24 protein-coding genes are annotated in these 23,765 nt (G+C 63.3%); 14 read left to right on the top strand and 10 right to left on the bottom strand.

Annotated elements, in window-relative coordinates; genetic code table 11:
• Window positions 1–51: 51 nt before the first annotated feature.
• The 8 genes from hpaI to BLU46_RS04185 form a co-directional block, all read right to left on the bottom strand.
• Window positions 52–852, bottom strand: a complete 801-nt coding sequence (gene hpaI / locus BLU46_RS04220; protein ID WP_093198940.1) for a 4-hydroxy-2-oxoheptanedioate aldolase — start codon at window positions 850–852, stop codon at window positions 52–54.
• A gap of 18 nt (window positions 853–870) precedes the next feature.
• A complete protein-coding gene (gene hpaH, locus BLU46_RS04215; protein WP_063031557.1) occupies window positions 871–1,674 on the bottom strand; it encodes a 2-oxo-hept-4-ene-1,7-dioate hydratase in 804 nt (267 codons plus the stop codon).
• A 10-nt stretch (window positions 1,675–1,684) separates the two neighbouring features.
• Entirely contained in the window at window positions 1,685–2,989 is a 1,305-nt protein-coding gene (locus BLU46_RS04210) for an MFS transporter (protein ID WP_076016041.1), read from the bottom strand.
• A 50-nt stretch (window positions 2,990–3,039) separates the two neighbouring features.
• Window positions 3,040–3,432, bottom strand: coding sequence for a 5-carboxymethyl-2-hydroxymuconate Delta-isomerase (locus tag BLU46_RS04205; protein WP_017478948.1), 393 nt, complete (start codon window positions 3,430–3,432; stop codon window positions 3,040–3,042).
• 144 nt (window positions 3,433–3,576) lie between these two features.
• On the bottom strand, window positions 3,577–4,434 hold the full coding sequence (hpaD, locus tag BLU46_RS04200; RefSeq protein WP_093198937.1) for a 3,4-dihydroxyphenylacetate 2,3-dioxygenase: 858 nt from the start codon (window positions 4,432–4,434) through the stop codon (window positions 3,577–3,579).
• A 170-nt stretch (window positions 4,435–4,604) separates the two neighbouring features.
• Window positions 4,605–6,065 carry a 5-carboxymethyl-2-hydroxymuconate semialdehyde dehydrogenase gene (gene hpaE, locus BLU46_RS04195; protein ID WP_093210114.1) on the bottom strand — a complete coding sequence of 487 codons (1,461 nt, stop codon included), beginning with the start codon at window positions 6,063–6,065 and terminating at the stop codon, window positions 4,605–4,607.
• Between the two features lie 5 nt (window positions 6,066–6,070).
• Window positions 6,071–6,841, bottom strand: a complete 771-nt coding sequence (locus BLU46_RS04190; protein ID WP_093198932.1) for a fumarylacetoacetate hydrolase family protein — start codon at window positions 6,839–6,841, stop codon at window positions 6,071–6,073.
• Window positions 6,838–7,503: a fumarylacetoacetate hydrolase family protein gene (locus tag BLU46_RS04185; RefSeq protein ID WP_063031552.1), complete on the bottom strand. Its 666-nt coding sequence runs from the start codon at window positions 7,501–7,503 to the stop codon at window positions 6,838–6,840. Before BLU46_RS04185 ends, BLU46_RS04190 begins: the two co-directional genes overlap by 4 nt.
• A gap of 143 nt (window positions 7,504–7,646) precedes the next feature.
• On the opposite strand from BLU46_RS04185, the gene hpaA reads away from it, so the two are divergent.
• The gene (gene hpaA / locus BLU46_RS04180; RefSeq protein WP_017478953.1) at window positions 7,647–8,549 is read left to right on the top strand and encodes a 4-hydroxyphenylacetate catabolism regulatory protein HpaA; all 903 of its coding nucleotides are present in this window, start codon (window positions 7,647–7,649) and stop codon (window positions 8,547–8,549) included.
• A gap of 11 nt (window positions 8,550–8,560) precedes the next feature.
• Here the strand turns inward: hpaA and BLU46_RS04175 are convergent, their stop codons facing one another.
• Entirely contained in the window at window positions 8,561–9,817 is a 1,257-nt protein-coding gene (locus BLU46_RS04175) for an OprD family porin (protein WP_093198928.1), read from the bottom strand.
• A 212-nt stretch (window positions 9,818–10,029) separates the two neighbouring features.
• On the opposite strand from BLU46_RS04175, the gene hpaR reads away from it, so the two are divergent.
• From hpaR to gspD, 13 genes are all read left to right on the top strand, one after another.
• Window positions 10,030–10,452, top strand: coding sequence for a homoprotocatechuate degradation operon regulator HpaR (hpaR, locus tag BLU46_RS04170; protein WP_010175430.1), 423 nt, complete (start codon window positions 10,030–10,032; stop codon window positions 10,450–10,452).
• Between the two features lie 87 nt (window positions 10,453–10,539).
• Complete coding sequence (locus tag BLU46_RS04165) at window positions 10,540–12,930, top strand: TonB-dependent receptor (RefSeq protein WP_093198924.1); 2,391 nt, start codon at window positions 10,540–10,542, stop codon at window positions 12,928–12,930.
• A gap of 328 nt (window positions 12,931–13,258) precedes the next feature.
• Complete coding sequence (gene gspE, locus BLU46_RS04160; RefSeq protein WP_456291201.1) at window positions 13,259–14,995, top strand: type II secretion system ATPase GspE; 1,737 nt, start codon at window positions 13,259–13,261, stop codon at window positions 14,993–14,995.
• Complete coding sequence (gspF, locus tag BLU46_RS04155) at window positions 14,992–16,194, top strand: type II secretion system inner membrane protein GspF (RefSeq protein WP_093198916.1); 1,203 nt, start codon at window positions 14,992–14,994, stop codon at window positions 16,192–16,194. The genes gspE and gspF overlap by 4 nt, the downstream gene beginning before the upstream one ends.
• 20 nt (window positions 16,195–16,214) lie before the next feature.
• Window positions 16,215–16,640, top strand: coding sequence for a type II secretion system major pseudopilin GspG (gene gspG, locus BLU46_RS04150; RefSeq protein ID WP_003209911.1), 426 nt, complete (start codon window positions 16,215–16,217; stop codon window positions 16,638–16,640).
• Window positions 16,640–17,071: a GspH/FimT family pseudopilin gene (locus tag BLU46_RS04145; protein WP_063031542.1), complete on the top strand. Its 432-nt coding sequence runs from the start codon at window positions 16,640–16,642 to the stop codon at window positions 17,069–17,071. The genes gspG and BLU46_RS04145 overlap by 1 nt, the downstream gene beginning before the upstream one ends.
• Window positions 17,068–17,436 (top strand): prepilin-type N-terminal cleavage/methylation domain-containing protein, encoded by a 369-nt coding sequence (locus BLU46_RS04140; RefSeq protein ID WP_093198912.1) that lies wholly within the window; start codon window positions 17,068–17,070, stop codon window positions 17,434–17,436. Before BLU46_RS04145 ends, BLU46_RS04140 begins: the two co-directional genes overlap by 4 nt.
• Entirely contained in the window at window positions 17,433–18,050 is a 618-nt protein-coding gene (locus tag BLU46_RS04135) for a prepilin-type N-terminal cleavage/methylation domain-containing protein (protein WP_093198909.1), read from the top strand. The genes BLU46_RS04140 and BLU46_RS04135 overlap by 4 nt, the downstream gene beginning before the upstream one ends.
• Window positions 18,047–18,769, top strand: coding sequence for a general secretion pathway protein GspK (locus BLU46_RS04130; protein ID WP_093198904.1), 723 nt, complete (start codon window positions 18,047–18,049; stop codon window positions 18,767–18,769). Before BLU46_RS04135 ends, BLU46_RS04130 begins: the two co-directional genes overlap by 4 nt.
• Window positions 18,766–19,806, top strand: a complete 1,041-nt coding sequence (locus BLU46_RS04125) for a PilN domain-containing protein (RefSeq protein WP_093198901.1) — start codon at window positions 18,766–18,768, stop codon at window positions 19,804–19,806. Before BLU46_RS04130 ends, BLU46_RS04125 begins: the two co-directional genes overlap by 4 nt.
• Entirely contained in the window at window positions 19,781–20,392 is a 612-nt protein-coding gene (gene gspM / locus BLU46_RS04120) for a type II secretion system protein GspM (RefSeq protein ID WP_093198896.1), read from the top strand. Before BLU46_RS04125 ends, gspM begins: the two co-directional genes overlap by 26 nt.
• Window positions 20,389–20,913 (top strand): general secretion pathway protein GspN, encoded by a 525-nt coding sequence (locus tag BLU46_RS04115; protein WP_063031535.1) that lies wholly within the window; start codon window positions 20,389–20,391, stop codon window positions 20,911–20,913. Before gspM ends, BLU46_RS04115 begins: the two co-directional genes overlap by 4 nt.
• Window positions 20,910–23,123: a type II secretion system secretin GspD gene (gspD, locus tag BLU46_RS04110; RefSeq protein ID WP_093198893.1), complete on the top strand. Its 2,214-nt coding sequence runs from the start codon at window positions 20,910–20,912 to the stop codon at window positions 23,121–23,123. Before BLU46_RS04115 ends, gspD begins: the two co-directional genes overlap by 4 nt.
• A gap of 6 nt (window positions 23,124–23,129) precedes the next feature.
• Here the strand turns inward: gspD and BLU46_RS04105 are convergent, their stop codons facing one another.
• A complete protein-coding gene (locus tag BLU46_RS04105; protein WP_093198888.1) occupies window positions 23,130–23,705 on the bottom strand; it encodes an HD domain-containing protein in 576 nt (191 codons plus the stop codon).
• Window positions 23,706–23,765 lie beyond the last annotated feature (60 nt).

The following is a 23,765-nucleotide window of genomic DNA, read 5'->3' as shown; positions in this document are numbered from 1 at the left end:
ATTCGCGAGCAAGCCCGCTCCCACATTTTGGATCTTTGTGGTTTCAGAGAGTCAGTACACGCCGCCGGTAATGTCCAGTGCTGCGGTGTCTTTGAACTTGGCCGCCAACCCCTGCAACCCGCGCATCAACACCGTCGTATCCACCCCCACCGCCACAAACGCCGCCCCCAACTCGATATACCGCCGCGCCAATTTCTCATCCGCGCTCAAGATGCCCGCCGCCTTGCCAGCTTTCTGAATCCGCCCAATCGCATCTTCAATCGCCGCCTGCACCTCGGGATGCCCGGGATTGCCCCGATGCCCCATGGCCGCACTCAAATCCGCCGGCCCGATAAACACCCCGTCCACCCCTTCAACCGCCGCAATCGCGTCCAGGTTGTCCAGGCCTTCACGGTTCTCGATCTGCACCAGCAGGCACATCTGCGCATCCGCTTCATCCAGATAACCCGGAATGCTGTTCCAGCGCGAAGCCCGTGCCAGCGCACTGCCAACGCCCCGTACGCCAAAGGGCGGATAACGCACGGCCCGCACTAACTGCTGAGCCTGTTCAGCCGTCTCCACCATCGGCACCAACAGCGTCTGCACGCCGATATCCAGCACCTGCTTGATCAACGCCGTATCGCCGATCACTGGGCGAATAACCGGTTGGCTGTCATAAGCCGCGACAGCCTGCAACTGGCCGAGCATGCCGCGCAGGTCATTGGGTGCGTGCTCGCCGTCGATCAGCAGCCAGTCGAACCCGGCATTCGCCGCCAGTTCGGCGCAATAAGCGTCGGCCAAACCGAGCCACAGGCCGATCTGGGTTTCGCCACGTTGCAGGCGCTGCTTGAAGCGGTTGATGGGCATGTCCATGAAACGGTCCTCCAGTATTCAGACAAAGCGGCAGGAGATGGAACCGAGCATGTCGTAGTCGACATGGAAGGTATCGCCTGGATTCGCCGCTACCGGGCGGGTAAACGAGCCGCCGAGGATGATCTGGCCGGGTTGCAAGGTGACGTCGTACGGCGCCAGTTTGTTCGCCAGCCACGCCACGCCCTTGGCCGGGTGGTTGAGCACGGCAGCCGACACCCCGGACTCCTCGATCACCCCGTTGCGGTACAACACCGCCGGCACCTTGCGCAGGTCGATCTCGGTGGGGCGTACGGCGCGGCCGCCCATCACCACGCCGGCATTGGCGGCGTTGTCGGAAATGGTGTCGAACACCTTGCGCGTGGCGTTGGTGTGCGGATCGATCTGTTGGATACGCGCGTCGATGATTTCCAGGGCCGGGATCACCCATTCAGTGGCGTCCAACACGTCGAAGATCGTGCAGTTCGGCCCCTTGAGCGGCTTGCCGAGGATGAACGCCAGCTCCACTTCCACCCTTGGCACGATGAAGCGCTCGAACGGGATGTCGGTGCCTTCTTCGAAGAACATGTCATCGAGCAGGGCGCCGTAATCCGGCTCGGTGATGTTCGACGACACCTGCATCGCCCGGGAGGTGAGGCCGATCTTGTGCCCGACCAGCTTGCGCCCGTCCTTGATTTTCTGGGCCACCCAGGCGCGCTGGATGGCATAGGCATCGTCAATCGTGATGTTCGGGTGTTCCAGGGAAAACTGGCGCACCTGTTCACGGGAACGCTCAGCCTGGTCGAGGCGGGCGGCGGCTTGCTGGATGTGGGCTTGATCAAGCATGACAAACTCTCTACTGGGGATTGACGATGGCAGCGTGGGTGCGCAGCACCAGCAGGCCGCCGAGGGCGATGAGCAGCGCCAGCACATACAGGGCCAGGCTCGCGCTTTGGGTGGTGTCGCGCATCCAACCGATCAGGTACGGCGCGAGGAACGAGGCGATACTGCCGAACGAGCTGATCAGCGCGATGCCGGCCGCCTGGGTGCTGTTGGACAGGAACGCCGGCGGCAGTTGCCAGAACATCGGCAGCGCAGCGCTGGCGCCCATGCCGGCCAGGATCAGACCGCCCAGCACCAGGGTCGGATTGGTGGGCGAGAGCCCGGCCACTGCGATGCCGATGGCCGACATCAACAACGGCACGCACAGGTGCCAGCGGCGCTCGCGGTTGCGGTCGGATGAGCGTCCGCAGCCGATCATGAAGAAGCACCCGGCCAGGTACGGCACGGCGCTCAGCAGGCCCACCTGGCTGTCGCGGCCGATGCCGGCGCCGTGGATCAGGGTGGGCATCCAGAACGCCAGGGTGTTCACCGCCAGCATCACCGCGAAGTACACCGCCACCAGCAGCCACACCTGCGGGTCACGCACGATGCCGCCAAAGGAGGTAATGGATTTGCGCTGTTCTTCACTGCTCAGTTGCTCGCGCAGCTGTTGCTTTTGCGCCGGTTCCAGCCACTTCACGGTTTCGAAGCTGTCCGGCAGGTATTTCAGAACCACCAGACCGAGCAGCACCACCGGGGCGCCTTCGATCAGGAACATCCACTGCCAGCCACGCAGTCCGCCGAAATCATGGAAATGCTCCAGGATCGCACCGGACAACGGCCCGCCGACCACACCGGCCATGGGCACGGCAATCGCAAACAGTGCAGTGACTTGCGCCCGGCGCCGGGCCGGGTACCAGCGGTTGAGAAACACCAGGATCCCCGGGAAGAAGCCGGCTTCCGCGACCCCCAGCAAAAAGCGCAACACGTAGAAACCGGTGGAGCTTTCGATCCACAGCATGCTGGTGGACAGCACGCCCCACACCACCATCAGGCAGGCGATCCAGCGCCGTGGCCCGACCCGGTCCAGGGCCATGTTGCTCGGCACGCCGAACAGCGCGTAGGCGATGAAAAACAGGCCGGCACCGAGGCCGTACACCGTGTCGCTGAAGTGCAGGTCGGTACTCATCTGCATCTTGGCGAAGCCGATGTTGATCCGGTCCAGGTGGGCAAACAGGTAGCAGATCAGCAGCAACGGCATCAGTCGCCAGGTGACGATGCTGTGGGTGCGCTGATGTTCGATCAGGGTGGTGCTGTCGGCGGTATTGGCTGTGCTCATGATGTTGTTCTTTTTTGTTTGAGTGCCATGGGCGGAAAGGTGGGCTGTGGTCAGCCCGCCTGGTTCTTCAGGAATGCGTGCACGTTGTTCTGCTTGAAATTCAGCTCGGGGTGCAGCTCGATCATCTCGAACGACAACGCCAGCAGCCGTTGGGATTGCAGCTCGGCGAAGTGTTCGGTGATGACCTTGAACAGGGCTTCGGCGATCGTCTTGCGGGTTTCCAGGTCGCGCCCGTGGCCGACCTTGAGGGTCATGTGGACGAAGGCGTAGTCATGCTTGCCGTCGGCCATGCGCCAGGTGTCCAGGCGCACCCCGCGACTGCGAATGCCCCCCAGGGGAAACACGCCGCTGTCGCCCAGCACGGCGTGAACCTGCTCGAACAAAGCGGGCAGGTTGGCTTGCTGTTCGAGGTTGTCGGTGTATTCGGCAATGAAGTGCGGCATGTGTGTATCTCCTCTTAGGGTGAGGTGCAGCGAATTCCTTGTGGGAGCTGGCTTGCCTGCGATGGCATCAACTCGGTGAGACAGATACACCGAGGTGCCTGCATCGCAGGCAAGCCAGCGCCTACAGGTGATCTTCACCAAGGCTCATAAAGGGAAAATGGCATTGATCTGGCCGGTACCCGAGCTGCCGAATGGCTGGGTGATGATCTCGGCCGGCTGGTTGTAGTCCGGCCCGCCCAGCAGTCCCAGAAGCATTGCGGTGTCGTGCATCTTGCCTTCGCCGAAGCAGTGCTCGGCGTAGTCCGGAAGCATTGCGCAGAACTCCTTGAAGCGGCCCTGCTTCCACATTTCCACCACGTGCAGGTCCATCTGTTTGTCGAATTCACGGGTCCAGTTGTGGATATTGGCTTCGGCTTCGCGGTCGTCGGAGAAACGGTGGGAGAGGGAGCCCGAGGCCAGCACGAGGACCTTGCGGTCGCTTTTCTCGATGGCCCGGCGCACGGCGGCGCCAAACGCGAAGCTGTCTTCCAGGCGGTGCCAGGCGCACCAGGCGGCGATGGAGATCACGTCGAACTTCTGCTCGTCCGGCACGCCCATGTGCATGTAGCGCATCGGCACCAGGGTGCCGTATTCCAGCTCCAGGCTCGGGATGTTGTGGGCCATGGTGCGCACGCCGGCCAGGTTGGCCTCGGCGGCGATCAACTCGCCCAGCTCCGGGCAGCCCGGGTACTCGTACTCCATGTTCTTGATGAAGTGCGGCAGCTCGTTGCTGGTGTAGATGCCCTTGAAGTGCTCGCCACAGTTGACGTGATAGCCGCTGTTGACCAGCCAGTGCACGTCGAACACCACGGCGGTGTCGGCCCCCAGCTCACGGGCGCGCCGCCCGATTTCCTTGTGCCCGGCGATGGCTGCTTCGCGGCAACCGTGGTGCTTGCCGGGCAGTTCCGACAGGTACATCGAGGGGACGTGGCAGATCTTCGCTGCCAGAACCACTTCGCCCATGATCATTCTCCTGAATAATTGTTTTTGTCTTGGAAGCGTGTTGTCAAAGATCAAATGTGGGAGCTGTCGAGCCCCAGCGAGGCAGCGATGGGATCACCGCGCTGTATCTGGCAGACCGTAGCGCCTGCATCGCAGCCTCGCTGGAGCTCGACAGCTCCTACAGGGATCGCTCAAACACCCCAGCGCGGGATGTGGTGGCTGCCCATGGAAATGCACACGTTCTTGATCTCGGCGAACACTTCGAAGCTGTATTGGCCGCCTTCACGGCCGGTGCCGGAACCTTTTACCCCACCAAACGGCTGGCGCAAGTCCCGCACGTTCTGGCTGTTGATGAATACCATGCCGGCTTCGATGCCGTAGGCCAGACGATGCGCCTTGCCGATATCCTGGGTCCAGATGTACGACGCGAGGCCGTACTCGGTGTCGTTGGCCAGTTGCAGCGCTTCGGCTTCGTCCTTGAACGGGATCAGGCACACCACCGGGCCGAAGATCTCTTCCTGGGCGATGCGCATCTGGTTGTTCACATCGGCAAACACCGTGGGCTGGATAAACTGCCCGCGGCTCAAGTGCGCCGGCAGGTTGGCCGGGCGTTCCAGGCCGCCGGCCAGCAGGGTGGCGCCTTCCTCGAGGCCAATCTTGATGTAGCCGGTGACCTTGTCGTAGTGGGCCTGGGTAATCATCGAGCCGACCTGGGTCTTCGGGTCCTGTGGGTCGCCGACGATCAGGCGCTTGGCGCGGGCGGCAAATTCGGCGACGAACTGCGGGTACACGCTCTCCTGAATGAAGATCCGGCTGCCGGCGGTGCAGCGTTCACCGTTGAGCGAGAAGATAGTGAACAGTGCCGCGTCGAGGGCGCGGTCCAGGTCGGCGTCTTCAAAGATCAGCACCGGCGACTTGCCGCCCAGTTCCATGGAGTACTTTTTCAACCCGGCGGTCTGCATGATTTTCTTGCCGGTAGCGGTGCCCCCGGTGAAGGAAATCGCTCGCACGTCCGGGTGGCGCACCAGTGCATCACCGGCGGTGGCGCCGTAGCCCTGGATCACGTTCAGCACGCCTTTGGGGATCCCGGCTTCGACCGCCAGGCGTCCCAGTTCATTGGCCGTCAGCGGCGACAGCTCGGACATTTTCAGCACCGCAGTATTGCCCAGCGCCAGGCACGGCGCAGTCTTCCAGGTGGCGGTCATGAACGGCACGTTCCATGGCGACACCAATGCGCAGACACCCACCGGCTGGTACAGGGTGTAGTTGAGCATCTGGTCGTCCACCGGGTAACTGTGGCCATCCATGCGGGTGCAGACTTCGGCGAAGAAATCGAAGTTGTGAGAGGCCCGTGGAATCAGCACGTTCCTGGTCTGGTGGATCGGCAGGCCGGTGTCGAGGGTTTCCAGCTCGGCCAGGTGCGGCACGTTCTGTTCGATCAGTTCACCGAGCTTGCGCATCAAGCGGGCACGTTCCTTGGCCGGTGTGCCTGCCCACTTCGGAAAGGCTTCCTTGGCTGCCGCAACGGCCTGCGCCACTTCCTCGACGCCGCCGCTGGCCACTTCACCGATGGCTTCGCCAGTGGCCGGGTTGTAGTTGATGAAGGTGTCTTTGCTTTCGACCTCACGGCCGTTGATCCAGTGTTTGATCATGTTGCTCAAGCCTCTTTCCGGACGGAGAAGAATTCCGCCTCGCTGACAATTCGGTTAACCAGGCGGCCGACGCCTTCCACTTCCACGATCACTTCATCTCCCGGCACCACATCGGCCAGGCCTTCCGGCGTGCCGGTGGCGATCATGTCGCCGGGCTGCAGGGTCATGAAGCTGGACAGGTATTCGATCAAATACGGGATGTCGAAAATCATGTCCTTGGTGCTGCCTTCCTGGCGCAGTTCACCGTTGATCCAGGTGCGCAGCTTCAGGTTGCTTGGGTCTGGCACGTCGGCGACGTCGACTATCCATGGGCCCACCGGCGTGGTGGCGTCGCGGTTTTTCACCCGCAGGTTGGGGCGGTAGTAGTTTTCCAGGTAGTCGCGGATCGCGTAGTCGTTGCACACCGTGTAGCCGGCCAGATACTCCAGGGCGTTCTCGCGCTTGACGTTGCGCGCCGGTTTGCCGATGACCGCCACCAGCTCGCACTCGTAGTGCATGTAGGCGACGTTGTCCGGGCGCCAGGTCACCTGGTTGTGGCCGGTGTAGGTGCCGGGGGACTTGATGAACGCCAGCGGTTCGGTCGGCGGTTTGAAGGCCAGTTCGGCGGCGTGGTCGGCGTAGTTCAGGCCCAGGGCGAACATGCTGCCGGTGGCTGGTGGCAGCCATTCGACCTGGTCTTCAGCCAGCAGGCGACCGTCGGCCAGGCGTACGGCGTTCTCAGCGTCGACCTGTACCGAATGAACTTCACCTTCAAAGCGAATACGCGCGTGTTTCATGACAGCTCCTCTGCCTTGATGTGGTTGACCAGGCGGCCCAGGCCGCTGATCTCGACTTCAACCGTGTCGCCGGGTTGCACATCCACACGGCCTTCGGGAGTGCCGGTGATCAGCACATCGCCCTCGTGCAGGGTCATGAACTCGCTGATCTCGGCGATCAACTGCGGGAGGCTGCGCACGAAGTTGGCGGTGGAGTTTTGCTGGCGCAGTTCACCGTTGACGAACAGCTTCACGCTCAGTTGGTGCGGGTTGGCAACCTGGTCGCGGGCCACCAGTTCCGGGCCCAATGCGCAGAAACCGTCCCGGCATTTGGCTTTCACCGCAGGGCGGTAGTAGCTGTCTTCCGGCAGGCTGAACTCGTTGATGATGGTGTAGCCGGCCACATGCTCCAGGGCGTTTTCGACGCTGACACGGCTGGCGGTCTTGCCAATCACCACGCCGAGTGCCGGGCCCGGTTGCAGGCGTTCACCTTGAGGGTGCAGCACCACGCCGTCGTGGCCGTTGCGGGTGTTGGGCGTCTTGATGAACAGCACCGGCTTCACCGGCGGTTTCTGGTAAGGCGCTTGTTCGAATTCGGCGAGACGTTGGTTCAGCAACCCCTGGTAGTTCAGCGCAACGCCGAACAGGGTGCCGTTCGCAACATCATGCAGGGCACGGCTCATGCTTTTCTCCTGGCAGTGGCGGGGCAGATTCGGGCCTGCTCCGTGGGATATTCGTTAACCTATTAACGTTATAATTAAGATGTTAACTATCGTCAAGCGTGGCAATATTTCAGGGCACTCAAAACAACAAAGAGAATGCAGTGATGAGCGATCGTCAGCCGATCCCCAACATCAACATCGGGCAGGTCTACGACCAGCGTTACAGCGATGCCGAGGTGCACTACGACCGGCTCGGCAACCTGGCGGGATTTTTTGGGCGGAACATGCCGGTGCATCGTCACGACCGGTTTTTCCAGGTGCATTACGTCAAGACTGGCGCGGTGCGGGTCTATCTGGACGACCAGCAGTACCTCGAATCCGGGCCGATGTTTTTCCTCACGCCGCCGACGGTGGCGCATTCCTTCGTCACCGAAGCCGACGCCGACGGCCATGTGCTGACCGTGCGCCAGCAACTGGTGTGGGCCTTGATTGACGCCGACCCGAGCCTGGCCCCCGGCGCGCAATTGCCGGCGGCCTGTGTGGCGTTGGCGCGGCTGGCGCCGGAGTTTCAGCCCGAAGTGCGCCGCCTGGAATTCCTGTTTGATGAGCTGTGCAGCGAGATCAACGCCCAGGCCAGCGGGCGCAGTTCGGCGCTGGACAGCCTGACGCGGCTGATCATGATCAGCCTGCTGCGGCTCTGCGCCAATTCCCTGGAAGCCCGGCCTGCACGCCACGAAGACCTGCGGATCTTCCACCGCTTCAACGAACTGATCGAAGACCACTACCTGCAACACTGGCCGCTGTCGCGTTATGCCGACGGTATCGGCGTCACTGAAGCGCGGCTCAACGAGGTGTGTCGACGGATCGCCGACCTGCCATCGAAACGCCTGATCCTCGAACGGCTGATGCAGGAAGCCCGGCGCCTGTTGCTGTTCACCGGCAACTCGGCGAATGAAATCTGCTACCAGCTGGGGTTCAAGGACCCGGCGTATTTCAGCCGGTTCTTCCAGCGCTACGCGCAAATGACGCCGGGGGAATACCGCCAGCGTCAATCGGGGTTGCGTTGAGGCGCCCGGCGTTACCACAGGGCCACGGTGTAGCCGATGATTACCCGGCTTTCGTCGATGTCGCTGGTCAGGCCGTTGCTTGAGCGCAGGGTGGCGTTGCGCAGCCGCACGTTGACGTTCTTCAGCGGGCCGCTCTGCACGGTGTAGACCAGGTCGGTGTCGCGCTCCCATTCCCGGCCGTTGCGCACCGTGGCGGTTTGCGCGTGGCTGCCGTCGACGTAGCGGGTCATGAAGGTCAGGCCGGGCAGGCCGAGGGCGGCGAAGTTGTAGTCGTAGCGCGCCTGCCACGCGTCGGTGTTGGCCTTGGTGAAGATATTGATGGTCACCAGGTTGACCGAGTACGGGTCCTGCCCCGGGAAGGCAAAGTCGCCGTCACCGGAAAGGCTCTGAAAGCCCAGGCCGAATTTGTGCGCGCCCACCGACAGGCTGAACATGCCGTTGAAAAAGCGGTTGTCGATCCGGCCGCCGTCCACGCGGGTAGGGCTGCGCAACCGCGCGCTGCCTTGCTCGCGGGTGTCGAAGTAGCGCAGGTCGGTGCGCAGGTTCACGCCTTGGGCCAGCGGCAGGTCATGCACCAGGCCGATGAAATTCTGGCGGTAGATGTCCTGCATTTGCGCGTAGTAATAAGTCGCCGCCAAGTGCGGATTGATTGCGTAGGTGCCGCCGGCCAGGTCCAGGTGGCTGCTGGTGACGCCGCCGTAGCTCATGGATTCGTTGTTGGAGGAGTCCCGCAGGTTCTGCTTTTCCAGGCGGCCGACGTTCAACGTCAGGCCGTCGATGTCCTGGGAGGTCACCAGTTCACCGTTGTAGGTCGACGGCAGCAGCCGGGTGTCGTTGTAGGCGGCCACCGGTAAAACCGGTTGCAGGGTGCCGAGCTTGAGCACGGTTTTCGACAGGCGCAGCTTGGCGGTCAGGCCCAGTTCGCTGTAGCTATCGGCCGGCTCGCCGCTGGCGCCAAACGGCAATAACCCGGTGCCACGGCGGTCGCGGCTGGAATCGAGTTTCAAGCCCATTTCACCCAAGGCATCCACGCCAAAACCGACCACCCCTTCGGTGTAGCCCGATTCCAGGCGCAGCACAAAACCTTGCGCCCATTCGTCCGCTTTGTTCTGCGGCGCGTTGGTCTGGCGAAAGTCGCGGTTCATGTAGAAATTGCGCAGGTCCAGGCTGGCTTTGCTGTCCTGGATGAAATCGGCGTGGGCGACCAGAGGGGTAAACGCGGCGCACAGGCCAGCGCTTGCCGCCGTGCGAAAGAGGCACGAATGCATGAGGGGCGTTCCTTTTGTTGTTTTTGTTGGTATGCGCCCTCTGCTAGGTCAGGGGCGGCATATTGTTAACATGTTATCTATAGTCTGAATAGCGGGATTGGCAGGTTTTTTAAAAATCGTTTCTAAATTAATGATTTGTTCCCTGCCTCGGGTTGCATGCACCGGACACCGACTCTAAGCTTCGACGCTTCGACCTTTAATGCGCGTGAACCATGCCCACCCCTAGACCGTCCCTTACGCTCACCTTGCTCCAGGCCCGCGAAGCGACCATGGCGTTCTTCCGGCCACTGCTCAATGAACATGACCTGACCGAACAGCAATGGCGGGTGATCCGCATCCTGCGTCAGCAGGGTGAACTCGAAAGTCACCAATTGGCGCACCTCGCGTGCATCCTCAAGCCGAGCATGACCGGCGTACTGGGCCGGCTGGAGCGTGACGGCATCGTGCGCCGGCGCAAATCCGCCGAAGACCAGCGCCGGGTGTTCGTCGCCCTGACCGAACAGGGCCAGCAGTGTTTCGTCGACATGAGCGCCGGGATGGAAAGCAACTATCAGAAGATTCAGGAGCAGTTCGGCGAGGAATCCCTGGAGCAATTGATGGAGTTGCTCCAAAAGCTGAAAGGCATCAAACCGTAATATTCAAAAAAATTGGCTGAAGCCTGTCCCTTTTTTTCACGTGGCTGGTCATTCCAGGTAAGTGAACAAAATCGAGAGCTTCTGCCAATGCCCGCAATCCGCCCGCTGCTGAATTTCAGCCTGATGCTGAGCCTGAGTGCCAGCCCGTTGTTCGTCCCCATCAGCTACGCCGAAGACGGCGCGTCCCGGCGCAGCTACCAAGTGCCGGCCGGCAGCCTGAGCGCCGCGCTGACCCGTTTCGCCGGCCTGGCCGGGGTCAACCTCTCGGTAGACCCGGCGCTGGTCAGCGGCCGTAACAGCAGCGGGTTGTCCGGCGAATACGGCGTCGAAGAAGGGTTTGCCCGCTTGCTGCAAGGCTCGGGCCTGCAACTTCAACCCATGGGTGAGCAGGCCTACATGCTGACCCCGATTCCGGAAGGCGGCAGCCTGCAATTGGCGCCCACCTCGATTCTTGGCACCGTCGGCGATGCCGGCAGCGAGTCCTTCGCCGGTGGCCAGGTGGCACGCCGTGGCTCCCAGGGCCTGCTGGGCTCACGGGATTTCATGGAAACCCCGTTCAGCATGACCACCTACACCAGCGAGGCGGTCAAGAACCAGCAGGCGCGCACCCTCGGCGACCTGATCGCCAGCGACCCCTCGGTGCGCGCCACCAACCCGGCGGGCGGGCGCTATGAGCAATTCACCATTCGCGGCTTCAGCCTGTTTAACAGTGATGTCGCCTACAACGGTCTCTACGGCGTGCTGCCGACCTACACCATCGACATGGAGATGGCCGAGCGCGTCGACATCATCAAAGGCCCCAGCCAATTGATCAACGGCATCTCGCCGCGGGGCAGCGTCGGCGGCGGGATCAACGTGGTGCCCAAACGTGCTACCGACACTCCCATCACCTCGTTTACCGGCAGTTGGGCCTCCGACAGCCAGGCGGGCGGAGCGGTGGATATAGGCCGGCGTTTTGGTGAAGACAATAAATTCGGCCTGCGTTTCAACGGCGTGAAGCAGTCCGGCGACACTGCCTGGGACGACCAGAATGTCGACCGCGAAATGGCCGTGCTGGGCCTGGATTTTCGCGGTGAACGCCTGCGCCTCTCCACCGACATCGGCCGCACCGAGCGCGACACCGACGCCCCGCAAGAGCGCGTGCAAGTTGGTCCCAATGCCAAGGTGCCGAGTGCCAACGACGTGCGCCACAACTACGCGCAACCCTGGAGCAAAGCGAGCACCAATGACACCTTCGGCACGGTGAACGGAGAGTTCGATCTCAGTGACAACGTGATGCTCTATGGCGGCGTCGGCGCGCGTAAAAGTAACCACGACTTCCTGCGCCATGCCGTGTCAGTGACCAACAATGCCGGTGACTTCAGCGTGCAGCCCCGCGACTTCACCCGCGACGAAAACGTGCGCACCGCCACGGCGGGCGTGCGCAACTGGTTCCATACCGGCCCGGTGAGCCATGAAGTCAACCTGGCAGCCAGCTACTTCTACATGGACTTCGAAAACGGTGGCGCGCGCTATGCCGCAGCCCCGAGCAATCTCTACAACCCGGTGGAAACACCTACGCCAAGCCGGCCAACGCGATTTGACTCGAAGGTCTACACCGAAAACCGCTTCAGCGGCGTGGCGTTGTCCGACACCCTGGGCTTCTTCGATGACCGGCTGCTGCTGACCCTCGGCGCACGCTGGCAGCGGGTCAAGGTGGACGACTGGACCGATAACGTCAAAGGCGACACCGCCTACGACGAGGAAAAAGTCTCACCGTCGGGCGGCATCCTGTTCAAGGCCACCGACAAGCTCTCGCTGTACGCCAACTACATGGAAGGCCTGAGCCAAGGCAAGATCGCGCCGTCGACCTCGATCAACGAGGATGAAATCTTCCCGCCCTTCATCAGCCGCCAGGTTGAAGTCGGTGCCAAGTACGACGCGGGGGCGTTCGCGGTCACGGCTGCGGTGTTCCGGATCAAGCAGCCAGCCTACGAGACCAACGCCACCACGCGGGTCTTCGGCCCCAACGGCAAGCGCCAGAACGACGGCGTCGAACTCAGCGTGTTCGGCGAACCGCTCAAGGGCTTCCGAATGCTGGGCGGGGTGATGTACATCGACAGCGAGTTGACCAACACCACCAACGGCACCTTCGACGGCAACCGCGCGCCGGCCACGCCCAAGTACAACGTCAACCTCGGCGCCGAGTGGGATGTGCCCACCGTTGAAGGCCTGACCCTGACCAGCCGCGGGATCTATTCCAGCTCGCAGTACCTGGACCAGTCCAACGTCAAGGAAATCGACGCCTGGACCCGTCTTGATGTTGGCGCACGCTACGCCTTCAAGGTCGACGACAAGCACATCACCCTGCGGGCCAATGTCGAGAACGTGGCCAACCGGCGCTACTGGAGTTCGGCCGGTGCCTCGGATGACAGCGAGCCGGGGTTGACCTTGTCGACGCCGCGCACGTATCTGCTGTCGGCGACCGTCGACTTCTAGCCGCCATCGCGCCACAGGGAAGTGGCACTCTTGCGTAGTTCAAAATTAAACGACGGAAAGTTCAATGATTAGTGATGTTACAAAGGGCTGGCTATTTGCGATCGTGAACTAAGTGTAAATATTTTAGTCGATGTGTTTAACAAGATTTTATGAATTATGGCGAACTAATGGCCTTGGTCAGTAGTTCTAAAAGGCCATGATTTGCTACGGTTGTCCTGCACATCGCTTGTGTGCAGGGTCTTGATCTTGTTCAAGGCACCGCTGGGACTAGTTGTTGTTTCTGCACCCTTGAAACAGCCTCTTAAACTAGTTGTCCAGAATGGTGCAGATGTCTCAACCGATACCGTCAACGCCCATCGATGCATGCCGAATGCAGATTCCGGATACCGAACAGGTGTGCGCGTGGCTGATGCAACAGGCGGGTTTGAAAACCGTCGACCTGGAACGCGCCCGGCGGTTGTCCCTGGAGTCCGACGACAACGGATTGCTCGGCCTGCTGACGCGCCTGGGGCTGGTTTCCGAAGTGGAACTGGCGCGGGCCTGGGCCGATTTGCTCGGCGCACCGTTGCTGCTGGCGGACGCCGCACCGCCCGTGCTCGACCCACTGCCGGTGCTGACCGAACGCTTCATGCGCCATTACCAGGTGGTGCCGGTGGGCTGGAGCCACGGCGGGCTGCGAGTGTTGGCGGCCAACCCGGCGCTGCTGTATCCGTTCCAGGCCCTGGCGTATGCGTGCGGCGTGCCGGTGTGGCTGGCGGTCGGGCCGCGCAATGAAGTCGAAACCCTGATCGAGCGCTACTACGGCCAGGGCCGTTCGGCCATGGGCACCCTGATCGAAAACCTCGATGAACAAGGCGGCGCCCTGGAAGACATCGAACACCTCAAGGACATGGCCTCCGAGGCGCCGGTGATTCGCCTGGTCAACCTGATCCTGCAACGGGCCGTGGAGCACCGCGCTTCGGACATCCATATCGAACCCTTCGAAAACCAGCTCAAGGTGCGCTACCGCATCGACGGTGTGCTGCATGAAGCCGAAGCGCCGCCGTCGAGTTCTTCGGCGGCGGTGATTTCCCGGGTCAAGATCATGGCGCGCCTCGACATTGCCGAGCGCCGCCTGCCGCAGGACGGTCGGATCATGTTGCGCATTCAGGGCAAGGAACTGGACCTGCGGGTGTCCACGGTGCCCACCAGTTTTGGTGAGTCGGTGGTGATGCGCCTGCTGGACCGCCAGACCGTGCAGTTCGATTTCCAGAGCCTGGGTTTTGATGGCCAGCGCCTGGAAACCTTTCTTGAAGTGCTCGAGCGACCCCACGGCATCCTGCTGGTCACCGGGCCCACCGGGTCGGGTAAAACCACCACGCTCTATACCGCGCTTTCGCGGCTCAATACCGCCGAGCGCAAGATCATCACCGTCGAAGACCCGGTGGAATACCAACTGGAAGGCATCAACCAGATCCAGGTCAAACCGGCCATCGGGCTGGACTTCGCCGGCGCGCTGCGCTCCATCGTGCGCCAGGACCCGGACGTGATCATGATCGGTGAAATCCGCGACCTCGAAACCTGCCGCATCGCCATCCAGTCCTCCCTGACCGGCCACCTGGTGCTCTCGACCCTGCACACCAACAGTGCCGCAGCGAGTATCACGCGCCTGCTGGACATGGGGGTGGAGAGCTACCTGATCGCCTCGACCGTCAATGGCATCCTCGCCCAGCGCCTGGTGCGCCGCCTCGACCCGGCGACCCGTGAGGCGTTCGAAGCCCCACCGGAGTTGATCGAGGAACACGACCTCGACCGCTTCACCGACCAGCGCCCGATCCTGCTTTACCGTCCTCGCGCCAACGCCCCCGGCGGCGGTTACCACGGCCGCAGTGCAATCACCGAATTGCTGGTGATGAATGACGAACTGCGCAGCTTGTTGATGCGCCAGGCCGACGCCGCGACCCTCGAACAGGCCGCTCGCCGTGGTGGCCTGCGCACCCTGCATGAAGAAGGCCTGCGCCAGGCGGTGGCGGGTGTCACGTCCCTTGAAGAAGTGCTGCGCGTCACCCGTGGAGAGGGCGCGTGAGCCTGTTCAAATACCGCGCCCTGGACAGCCAGGGCGTCGTGCAGAACGGCACCCTCGAAGCCAGGGACCAGGCCGCCGCCGTCGCCGCGCTGCACAAGCGTGGCCTGCTGCTGTTGCACATCGATGCCGCCGGTGCCCAAGGGTTGCGCAATGCTCTCGGGCGCGGCCAGTTGAATGGCGCGGCGCTGGTCAGCTTTACCCAGCAACTGGCCACGCTGCTGGGAGCCGGCCAACCGCTGGAACGCTCCTTGGGCATCCTGCTCAAGCAACCCGGACAACCGCAGACCCGTGCGCTGATCGAGCGTATTCGCGAGCACGTCAAAGCGGGCAAGCCATTGTCGGCAGCGCTGGAAGAGGAGGGCAGCCAGTTTTCGCCGCTGTACCTGAGCATGGTCCGTGCCGGTGAGGCGGGCGGCGCGCTGGAGAACACCCTGCGCCAACTCAGCGACTACCTGGAACGCAGCCAGTTGTTAAGAGGCGAGGTGATCAACGCGTTGATCTATCCCGCCTTCCTGGTGGTGGGCGTGCTCGGCTCCCTGGCGCTGTTGCTGGCTTATGTGGTGCCGCAGTTCGTGCCGATCTTCAAAGATCTGGGTGTGCCGATCCCGCTGATCACCGAAGTGATTCTGGGCCTTGGCCAGTTCCTCGGCGCCTATGGCCTGGTGGTGCTCGCCGGGTTGATCGTGACGGTCTGGGCCCTGGCGGCAGGCCTGCGCAACCCACGACACCGCAAGCAGTACGACCGTCGCGTGCTGGGTATCCGCGTTATCGGCCCGCTGTTGCAGCGGGTCGAAGCCGCACGCCTGGCCCGCACCCTTGGCACCTTGCTGAGCAACGGCGTGGCGCTGCTGCAAGCGCTGGTGATCGCCCGCCAGGTCTGCACCAACCGTGCCTTGCAGGCACAAGTGGCCCAGGCCGCCGAGTCGGTGAAAGGCGGCGGCACCCTGGCCAGTGCGTTTGGCAGCCAACCGCTGCTGCCGGACCTGGCCCTGCAAATGATTGAAGTCGGCGAACAGGCCGGTGAACTGGACAGCATGCTGCTCAAGGTCGCCGACGTGTTCGACGTCGAAGCCAAGCGCGGCATCGACCGCCTGCTCGCCGCCCTGGTGCCGTCCCTGACCGTGGTCATGGCGGTACTGGTGGCGGTGATCATGCTGGCGATCATGCTGCCGCTGATGAGCCTGACCAGCAACATATGAAAATCCGAGGAAGCAAGCCGATGCGCCATACCCGTTTCAAACCCGCCCGCCGCCAAGGCGGTTTCACCTTGCTGGAAATGCTCGCGGTGATCGTGTTGCTGGGCATCGTCGCCACCATCGTAGTGCGCCAGGTAGGTGGCAACGTCGACAAGGGCAAATACGGCGCAGGCAAGGCGCAACTGGCCAGCCTGAGCATGAAGATCGAGAGCTACGGCCTGGACGTCGGTTCGCCCCCCAAAACCCTCCAGCAATTGGTCGACAAGCCCGGCAACACTGCCGGCTGGGCCGGGCCGTACGCCAAGCCCTCAGACCTCAAGGACCCGTTCGGCCATGCCTTCGGCTATCGCTTCCCGGGTGAACATGGCGCCTTCGACCTGATCTTCTACGGTCAGGACGGCCAGCCCGGCGGCGAAGGCTACAGCGCCGACCTGGGCAACTGGGAATAATGCCGGCCCTCCAACGCGGCTTTACCCTGCTGGAGATGCTGGTGGTGATCGTGTTGATCAGCATCGCGGCCGGGTTGGTGGGATTTGGCCTGCAACAAGGCCTGCGGGTTGCCAAGGAGCGCCAGGTGGTCGGGCAGATGGTGGATGCCCTGCGCAGCACCCGGGCGCGGGCGATTGTCAGCGGCACGTCGGCGAAGACCGTTTTCGACTTGGACCGGCTGAGCTTTCAGGCACCGGGGCAACCCATCAAGCACTGGCCGGCCGACCTGCAAGTCACCCTGCACACCGCCGAACACGCCGGCGCTGCGGTGGAGTTTTACCCCGACGGCAGCTCCACCGGCGGCAACCTGTTGTTGGCCAATGGCACGCGGCGCTGGCGCATCGACGTCGGCTGGCTGACCGGCAGCGTGCAGTCCAAGGCATTGCCATGAAGCGTCAGTCGGGCTTCACCTTGCTGGAGATGCTCGCAGCGCTGACCCTTATGGCGATCTGCAGCACGGTGTTGCTGGTCGCGTTCGGCCAAAGCGCGCGCTCGTTGTTGCAGGTGGCCCACAGCGACCGCCTGACCCATACCGCCTTGAGCGTGATGGATCAGGAAGCGTCGGGGCTCCTGGCCAGTGGCGTGCGCCAGGGCGAGCTCGACGGCATTGCCTGGCAACTGCGCGTCGCCCAGCAGCCCACCCGCATCGGTCAGCCACATTTGTTTCGCCTCGATCTCAGCGTCAGCGAAGGCCCGCGCCACGCAAGTTTCAGTACCTTGAAACTGCGCGCCAGCCGCGACGGGAGCCTCCAGTGAAGCAGCAGCGGGGCTTCACGTTGCTCGAAATCATGATCGTGCTCAGCCTGCTGGGCGTGTTGTTGGCCCTGGTGGGCGGCGCGCTCCTGGGAGCCAATCGTGCAGTACTCAAAGCGCAGCGCTACACCGTCAGCCTGGATGAAAGTCGCGCCGCGCAACAGTTCCTGCGCACGTCCATCAGCGAGGCGCTGCCCCTGGACGTGACCGAGGACGACAGCCAGACCAACGGTTTTTTTGTCGGCGCTCCCCAGCGCCTGCAATTCGTCGCGACCTTGCCGGGCGTGCTCGGTGGCGGCATCCAGCGTTTCACCTTGCAGTTGAGCGAGGGCGAGTTGCAAGTGGCGTTCGCCCGGTTTGAGTCCGGCGCCCAAGCCAGCGTGCCGGCCACCCGCAGCGAGCCGCAGGTGTTGTTGAAGAACGTCGACGACCTGCAATTCAGCTATCGCGGCCTGTCGCCCAAGGGCCAGGCCACCGGCTGGATCAGTAACTGGCCGTGGACCAAACGCCTGCCTTATGCCGTACGCATTGCAGCACAGGTCAACGGACCGGTGCCGTGGGTCACCCAAGTGGTTGCCCTGCGGCTGAACCTCTCCGGCGGAGAGTCAGGCGAATGAGGCGTCAGCGCGGCGTTGCGCTGCTGCTGGTGCTGTGGGTGCTGGCGTTGCTCAGCCTGCTGCTGGGCGGCCTGGCCGGGTGGGTACAGCTGGAAAGTCGCCAGGCCCTGTGGCATCGCCAGCATACCCAGGCGTTGCTGGCGGCGGAGGCGGGTGTGGCGTTGGCCATGCAGGCCCTGGCCGACCCGCTGCAACGCAAGCAATGGATCGCCGACGGCCGCGAAATGCCGCTGGTATTTGATGACGCACAGCTCCACGTAAGCCTGCACAGCGAGCGCGGCAAACTGTATTTGAACAGCGCCGAGACGGCCGACTTTGCCCGCCTGGCCCTGGCCTGCGGCGCCACCCAGGCCCAGGCCAGCCGGCTCGCCAGGGACCTGGAAGTGCGGCGCAACGCAGGCCTGGCGCCGTTCCGCGTGGTGGAGGAAGTGCGGCAATTGCCCGGCATGACCCAGGCGCTGTACAGCCGGATGGCCCCGGAAATCAGTTTGTGGAGTGGCCTGGACCGGCCTGATCCCGCCTTCGCCAGCCCCTTGATGCGCCACGCTTTGAACCTGCCCCGGCAGAGCGCGGTAGGGGCCGACCCCGGTGACGTGCTGGTGATCGACAGCCGCGCACAACGCCCCGGCGGTTACCACGCCCGGTTACGAACCACGGTTTTATTGAGCCCATCGGAGGGAAGCGCACAACCTTATCGGGTGCTGCGTTGGCAAGAATGAATCCATACCTTTCGGCGTCAGTGGCGCGCCTTCAACAGCTGGCCGAACCGCTCACCCGGCGCTGGCGCGGCAGCCTGCTGCAAGTGGGCTGGCGCCTGTGGCTCAAGGAGCTGCGTGGCTGCCTGCCGGCGTGGCTGTCGGTCCGTGACATCCCCGAGCACCGCTACCACTGGCCGTTGACCGAGCCGGTGGCAAAACCTGCCGGCGAAGTGCGCCAGGTGCTGGTGCTCGCGCCCTCGGCGGTGCTGCTGCAAACCCTGCCACTGCCTTTGGCGGCCGCGCGCAACCTGTCGACGGTGGTGGGTTATGAACTGGACCGCTTTACCCCGTTCGAGGCTGAACAGTTGTACTTCGTGGCCCGTCAGGAGCGGCGCACCGCCACGCATGTGCAAGTGACCCTGGTGGCCATTCTGCGGGAGCGACTGGATCAAATCCTGGTGGACTGCGCTGCCCTCGGTTTGCAACCCCACGCGGTGGATGTAGATGGTCCTATGGGCATCGATTTGCTGCCGGCGCCGTTGCGTCCACGCCAACGCCCGGCGGGGAAGGGTTTGCAACGCAGCCTGCCCTGGCTGTGCGGTGCCTTGCTGATTGCCGCGATGCTGCTGTGGCTCAACGACCGCCAGCGGGTGCTCGACGTCATGCGTGAGCAGGTGCAGCAGCAAAAAGCCCAGGTTGCCGAGGTCCAGAGCCTGCGCCAGCAATTGCTCAATACCCGTGGCGCTGCGCAGTACCTGATTCGCCGCAAGTCGGCACAACCGCCGTTGGCGGCGCTGCTCAACGAACTGACCGCCTGCCTGCCCGCCGACACCTGGATCGACCAGTTGGAGGTCAACGACGGCGCCGACGTGTCCTTCTCCGGGCAGAGCGCCAAGGCGAGTGCCCTGATCACCCGGATCAAGGCCTGCCACAGCCTGGAAAACCCCCAGTTCGAAGGGGTGATCCAACCCGATGTGCAAACCGGCAAGGATCAGTTTTCCTTGCGCGCCCACTTGCACCAGGAGGCCGCCGATGCGCCGACCACTGACACCCCGTGAACGTCGCGGCGCCGCCTTGCTGGTCCTGGCGCTGGTGCTGGGCGGCGGTTACTGGCTGCTGATCGACAGCTGGTTCGCCGGGCCATTGCGCGCCATGAGCGAGCAGGCCGAACAGCTGCGCGAACAACAGCAACGCTATGCGGGCCTGCTGCACCAGGGCGCCGCTCTGCGTGAGCAACTGGAGCAAGCCCGCCAGGACCCGGCCAGCAGCACCAGCCTGTTGCCGGGAGATGACCCCAGCGCCGTGGCGGCGGACCTGATGCAGCGCATCGCCGACCTGATCAACAGCCGCGCCGGCCTCGGTGGCGGCTGCAGCCTGACCCAGCGCATGCCCATCACCCCGGAGCAGGACGACACCGAGCCCTATCGCCAGGTCAAAGTCAGCCTGACCCTCAACTGCGCCATCGAACCCCTGACTGCGATCCTGCATGAGCTGGAGTACCAGCGACCGTTCCTGTTCGTGGATGAAATGAGCGTCCGTCGCGGTCCGAATGCCCCCGCCAGCGGCGGTGCCGGAAAGCTGGTGGTGCACCTGTTGGTGCGCGGTTATCTGCAACCAGCAGCCGCCACGCAGGCCCGCCGATGATCAATTCATTGCGCCCCCTCGAGTGGGGATTGCTCGGTGTGGCCGGGCTGCTGGGCCTGCTGATGGTGGGCATCTTGAGCAGCATCGGCGATGCGCCGCAGTGGCTGGATGAGCCTGCCTCCGCCGCGCGCGCCAATGCTTCGGCCAAGGTTCACGTGGCGCCGAGTGCGACCCTGGAAAGCCTCGCCGGCACCTGGCAGGCGCCGCTGTTCAGCCCCGACCGCAGCCCCGATGCCGCCGTGGGTCAGGCCGAGATCTCCAGCCTGTCGAGCCTGAAGCTGACCGGCGTGCTGCTCGACGGCGACCTGCGCGTCGCGTTGCTCAAGCCCGCGGACGGTCCGCCGCTCAAGGTCCACCAGGGCCAGACCCTGCCCAACGGCTGGCGCCTGGAACACCTGACACCGCTGCACGCCCGTTTTGTACTGGAGGGCCGCACGCAAACCCTGAGCCTCAGCGTTCCGCGTTTGCCGCCGCCGTCCACCACACCCCCGATTTCCCTTCCTCACGAGCCCGCCCCTTGATCGATACTTCCCCTCGCGCCTTGCGCACCACCGTGTTTTGCCTGGCCACCGCCGTCGCCTTGGGCGGCTGTGGGTCATTCCCCGATCACCTCGACCCGGACGATGCCTTGCTTCACGAGGCGATGCAGGGCACCGGTTCGCAACGTCCGCCCGTGGACCCGGCCAGCGAGTCGTCTGCGGTCGACAGTCGCCAACCCCAGACGTCCACGCCGCCCCAGCGCCAGTTGATTCGCGGTAACCAGCAGTTCGTGCGCCAGCCCGCACCGGCGCCGGCGGTCAAGGATGAAGCCAGTGGCGACATCGTGTTCAACTTCGCCGACCAGCCGATTGAAGCGGTGATCAACAGCGTCATGGGCGACCTGTTGCACGAGAACTACAGCATCGCCCAGGGCGTGAAAGGCAACGTAAGCTTTTCCACCTCAAAGCCGGTGAACAAGAAACAGGCGCTGTCGATCCTCGAGACCCTGTTGTCCTGGACCGACAACGCGATGCTCCGCCAGGGCCAGCGCTACGTGATCCTGCCCGCCAACCAGGCGGTGGCGGGCAAGCTGGTGCCGGAAATGAGCGTGTCGCAACCCTCCAGCGGGCTCTCGGCGCGGCTGTTTCCGTTGCGCTACATCTCGGCCACGGAAATGCAGAAACTGCTCAAGCCGTTCGCCCGGGAAAATGCGTTCCTGCTGGTGGACCCGGCGCGTAACGTGCTGAGCCTGGCCGGTACGCCGGATGAGCTGGCCAACTATCAGGACACCATCGACACCTTTGATGTCGACTGGCTCAAGGGCATGTCGGTGGGCGTATTCGGTTTGCAACGGGCTTCTGTCGCGGAGTTGATGCCCGAGCTGCAAAAGATGTTCGGCCCCGACAGCGGCATGCCTTTGGCGGGCATGGTGCGCTTCCTGCCCATTGAGCGGACCAATTCGGTGGTGGCGATCTCGTCCCAGCCGCAGTACCTCAGCGAAGTCGGCGACTGGATTCACACCATCGACGAAGGTGGCGGCAACGAGCCGCAGATGTACGTCTACGACGTGCGCAACATGAAGGCCACGGACCTCGCCAAATACCTGCGGCAGATCTACGGCACCGGCGCGATCAAGGACGATACGCTGGCCAAGGTGGCGCCGGGTCTGCGCACGGCGACCTTGTCCTCACTCAACACCAGCGGCGGCACCTCGGGTGGCCTGAACAACAGCGGCAATAACCCGCCCGTCAGCGACGACGAAGACCAGGCCCCGGCCGCCAGCGAAGACAGTGAAAACACGGAGCAAGGCGTTGCCGAAGGCACGACCGGCAAAAGCCTCGACGCCGGCACCCGGATCACCGCGCAAAAAAGCAGTAACCAGTTGCTGGTACGCACCCGCCCGGTACAGTGGAAGGAGATCGAATCGGCGATCAAACGCCTCGACAACCCGCCGCTGCAGGTGCAGATCGAGACGCGCATTCTCGAAGTCAAACTCACCGGCGAACTGGACCTCGGGGTGCAATGGTACCTGGGCCGCCTGGCGGGCAATTCCACCAGCACCACGGTGGCCAATACCCCAGGCAGCCAGGGCGCCCTGGGTGGTGGCGGTGCGGGATTGGGCGCGGATTCGCTGTTCTATTCCTTCGTCAGCTCCAACCTGCAAGTGGCCTTGCACGCCCTGGAAACCAACGGCCGCACCCAGGTGCTGTCGGCGCCGTCGCTGGTGGTGATGAACAACCAGCCGGCGCAGATCCAGGTGGGTGACAACATCCCCATCAGTCAGACCACGGTCAACACCGGCAACGCCGACAGCACCTTGAGCAGCGTCGAATACGTGCAGACCGGGGTGATCCTCGACGTGGTGCCGCGCATCAACCCGGGCGGCCTGGTGTACATGGACATCCAGCAACAGGTCAGCGACGCCGAGAACCAAACCACCAACAGCAGTGACACGCCCAACAACCCGCGCATCTCCACACGTTCGGTGTCCACCCAGGTGGCGGTGCAAAGCGGCCAGACCGTGCTGCTCGGCGGGCTGATCAAGCAGGACAACGCCGAGAGCGTCAGTGCGGTGCCGTACCTGGGGAAAATCCCCGGGCTGCGCTGGTTGTTTGGCAACACCAGCAAGTCCAAGGATCGCACCGAACTGATCGTGCTGATCACCCCCCGGGTGATTACCAGCAGCGGCCAGGCGCGGCAGGTGACGGATGACTATCGCCAGCAGATGCAGCTGTTGCGCCCGGCGAACTAGTTCGCGCTACCGGTTGGGAGTCTGGATTTTTGCTTCTGTATCCTGGTCGATGATCTCGCGCAGTGTCTGGAAAATCGGCTCGGCGCTGGTGTGTTTCCTGCCATAGGCCAGATTGAAGGCGTAGTCGAAGTCGGGCGGGTTCAAGCCCTGGTTGTGTTGCAGCAGGGTCTCCAGCTTGTCCAGGGCTTTGACTGCCTTGGCCTCGGCGGACCGGGCGTTTTCGTAGTCGTCCCACAGGGCCAGAATCTCGGCCCGCAACGGCTCATCCAGTGCCCGGGTCAACAGCAACAGGTCGTCGTATTCTTGCTGGCTCTTGTTGGGGAACTGCGCTTGCTGGACCGCCGGGATGTCGCCGTGGAGGGCCTCTCCCAGGTCGTGGATTACGCACATCTTGAGGATTTTCAGCAGGTCGAGGCCGGCCAGTTCATCCCCGAAGGTAATTGCCATCAGGCACAGGCGCCAGCTGTGTTCCGCGGTGCTCTCGGTGCGACCGGAAGAGGTATGCGCGCTTCTGAGCACGTCCTTGAGTTTTTCCGCTTCGCGCAGGAAGTCGAGGCGGCCCTTGAGTTTTTCGATGTCCATGAATCTGCCCCGGCAGGGTCGCGGTTAAGGATTAAAGACTAGGCGCGGTGGTGCGAAGCG

Source organism: Pseudomonas yamanorum (genome assembly GCF_900105735.1).
GTDB lineage: Bacteria > Pseudomonadota > Gammaproteobacteria > Pseudomonadales > Pseudomonadaceae > Aquipseudomonas > Aquipseudomonas yamanorum.
Note: the sequence above shows the minus strand (reverse complement) of the source record. Positions and strands in the feature narration are given on the sequence as shown.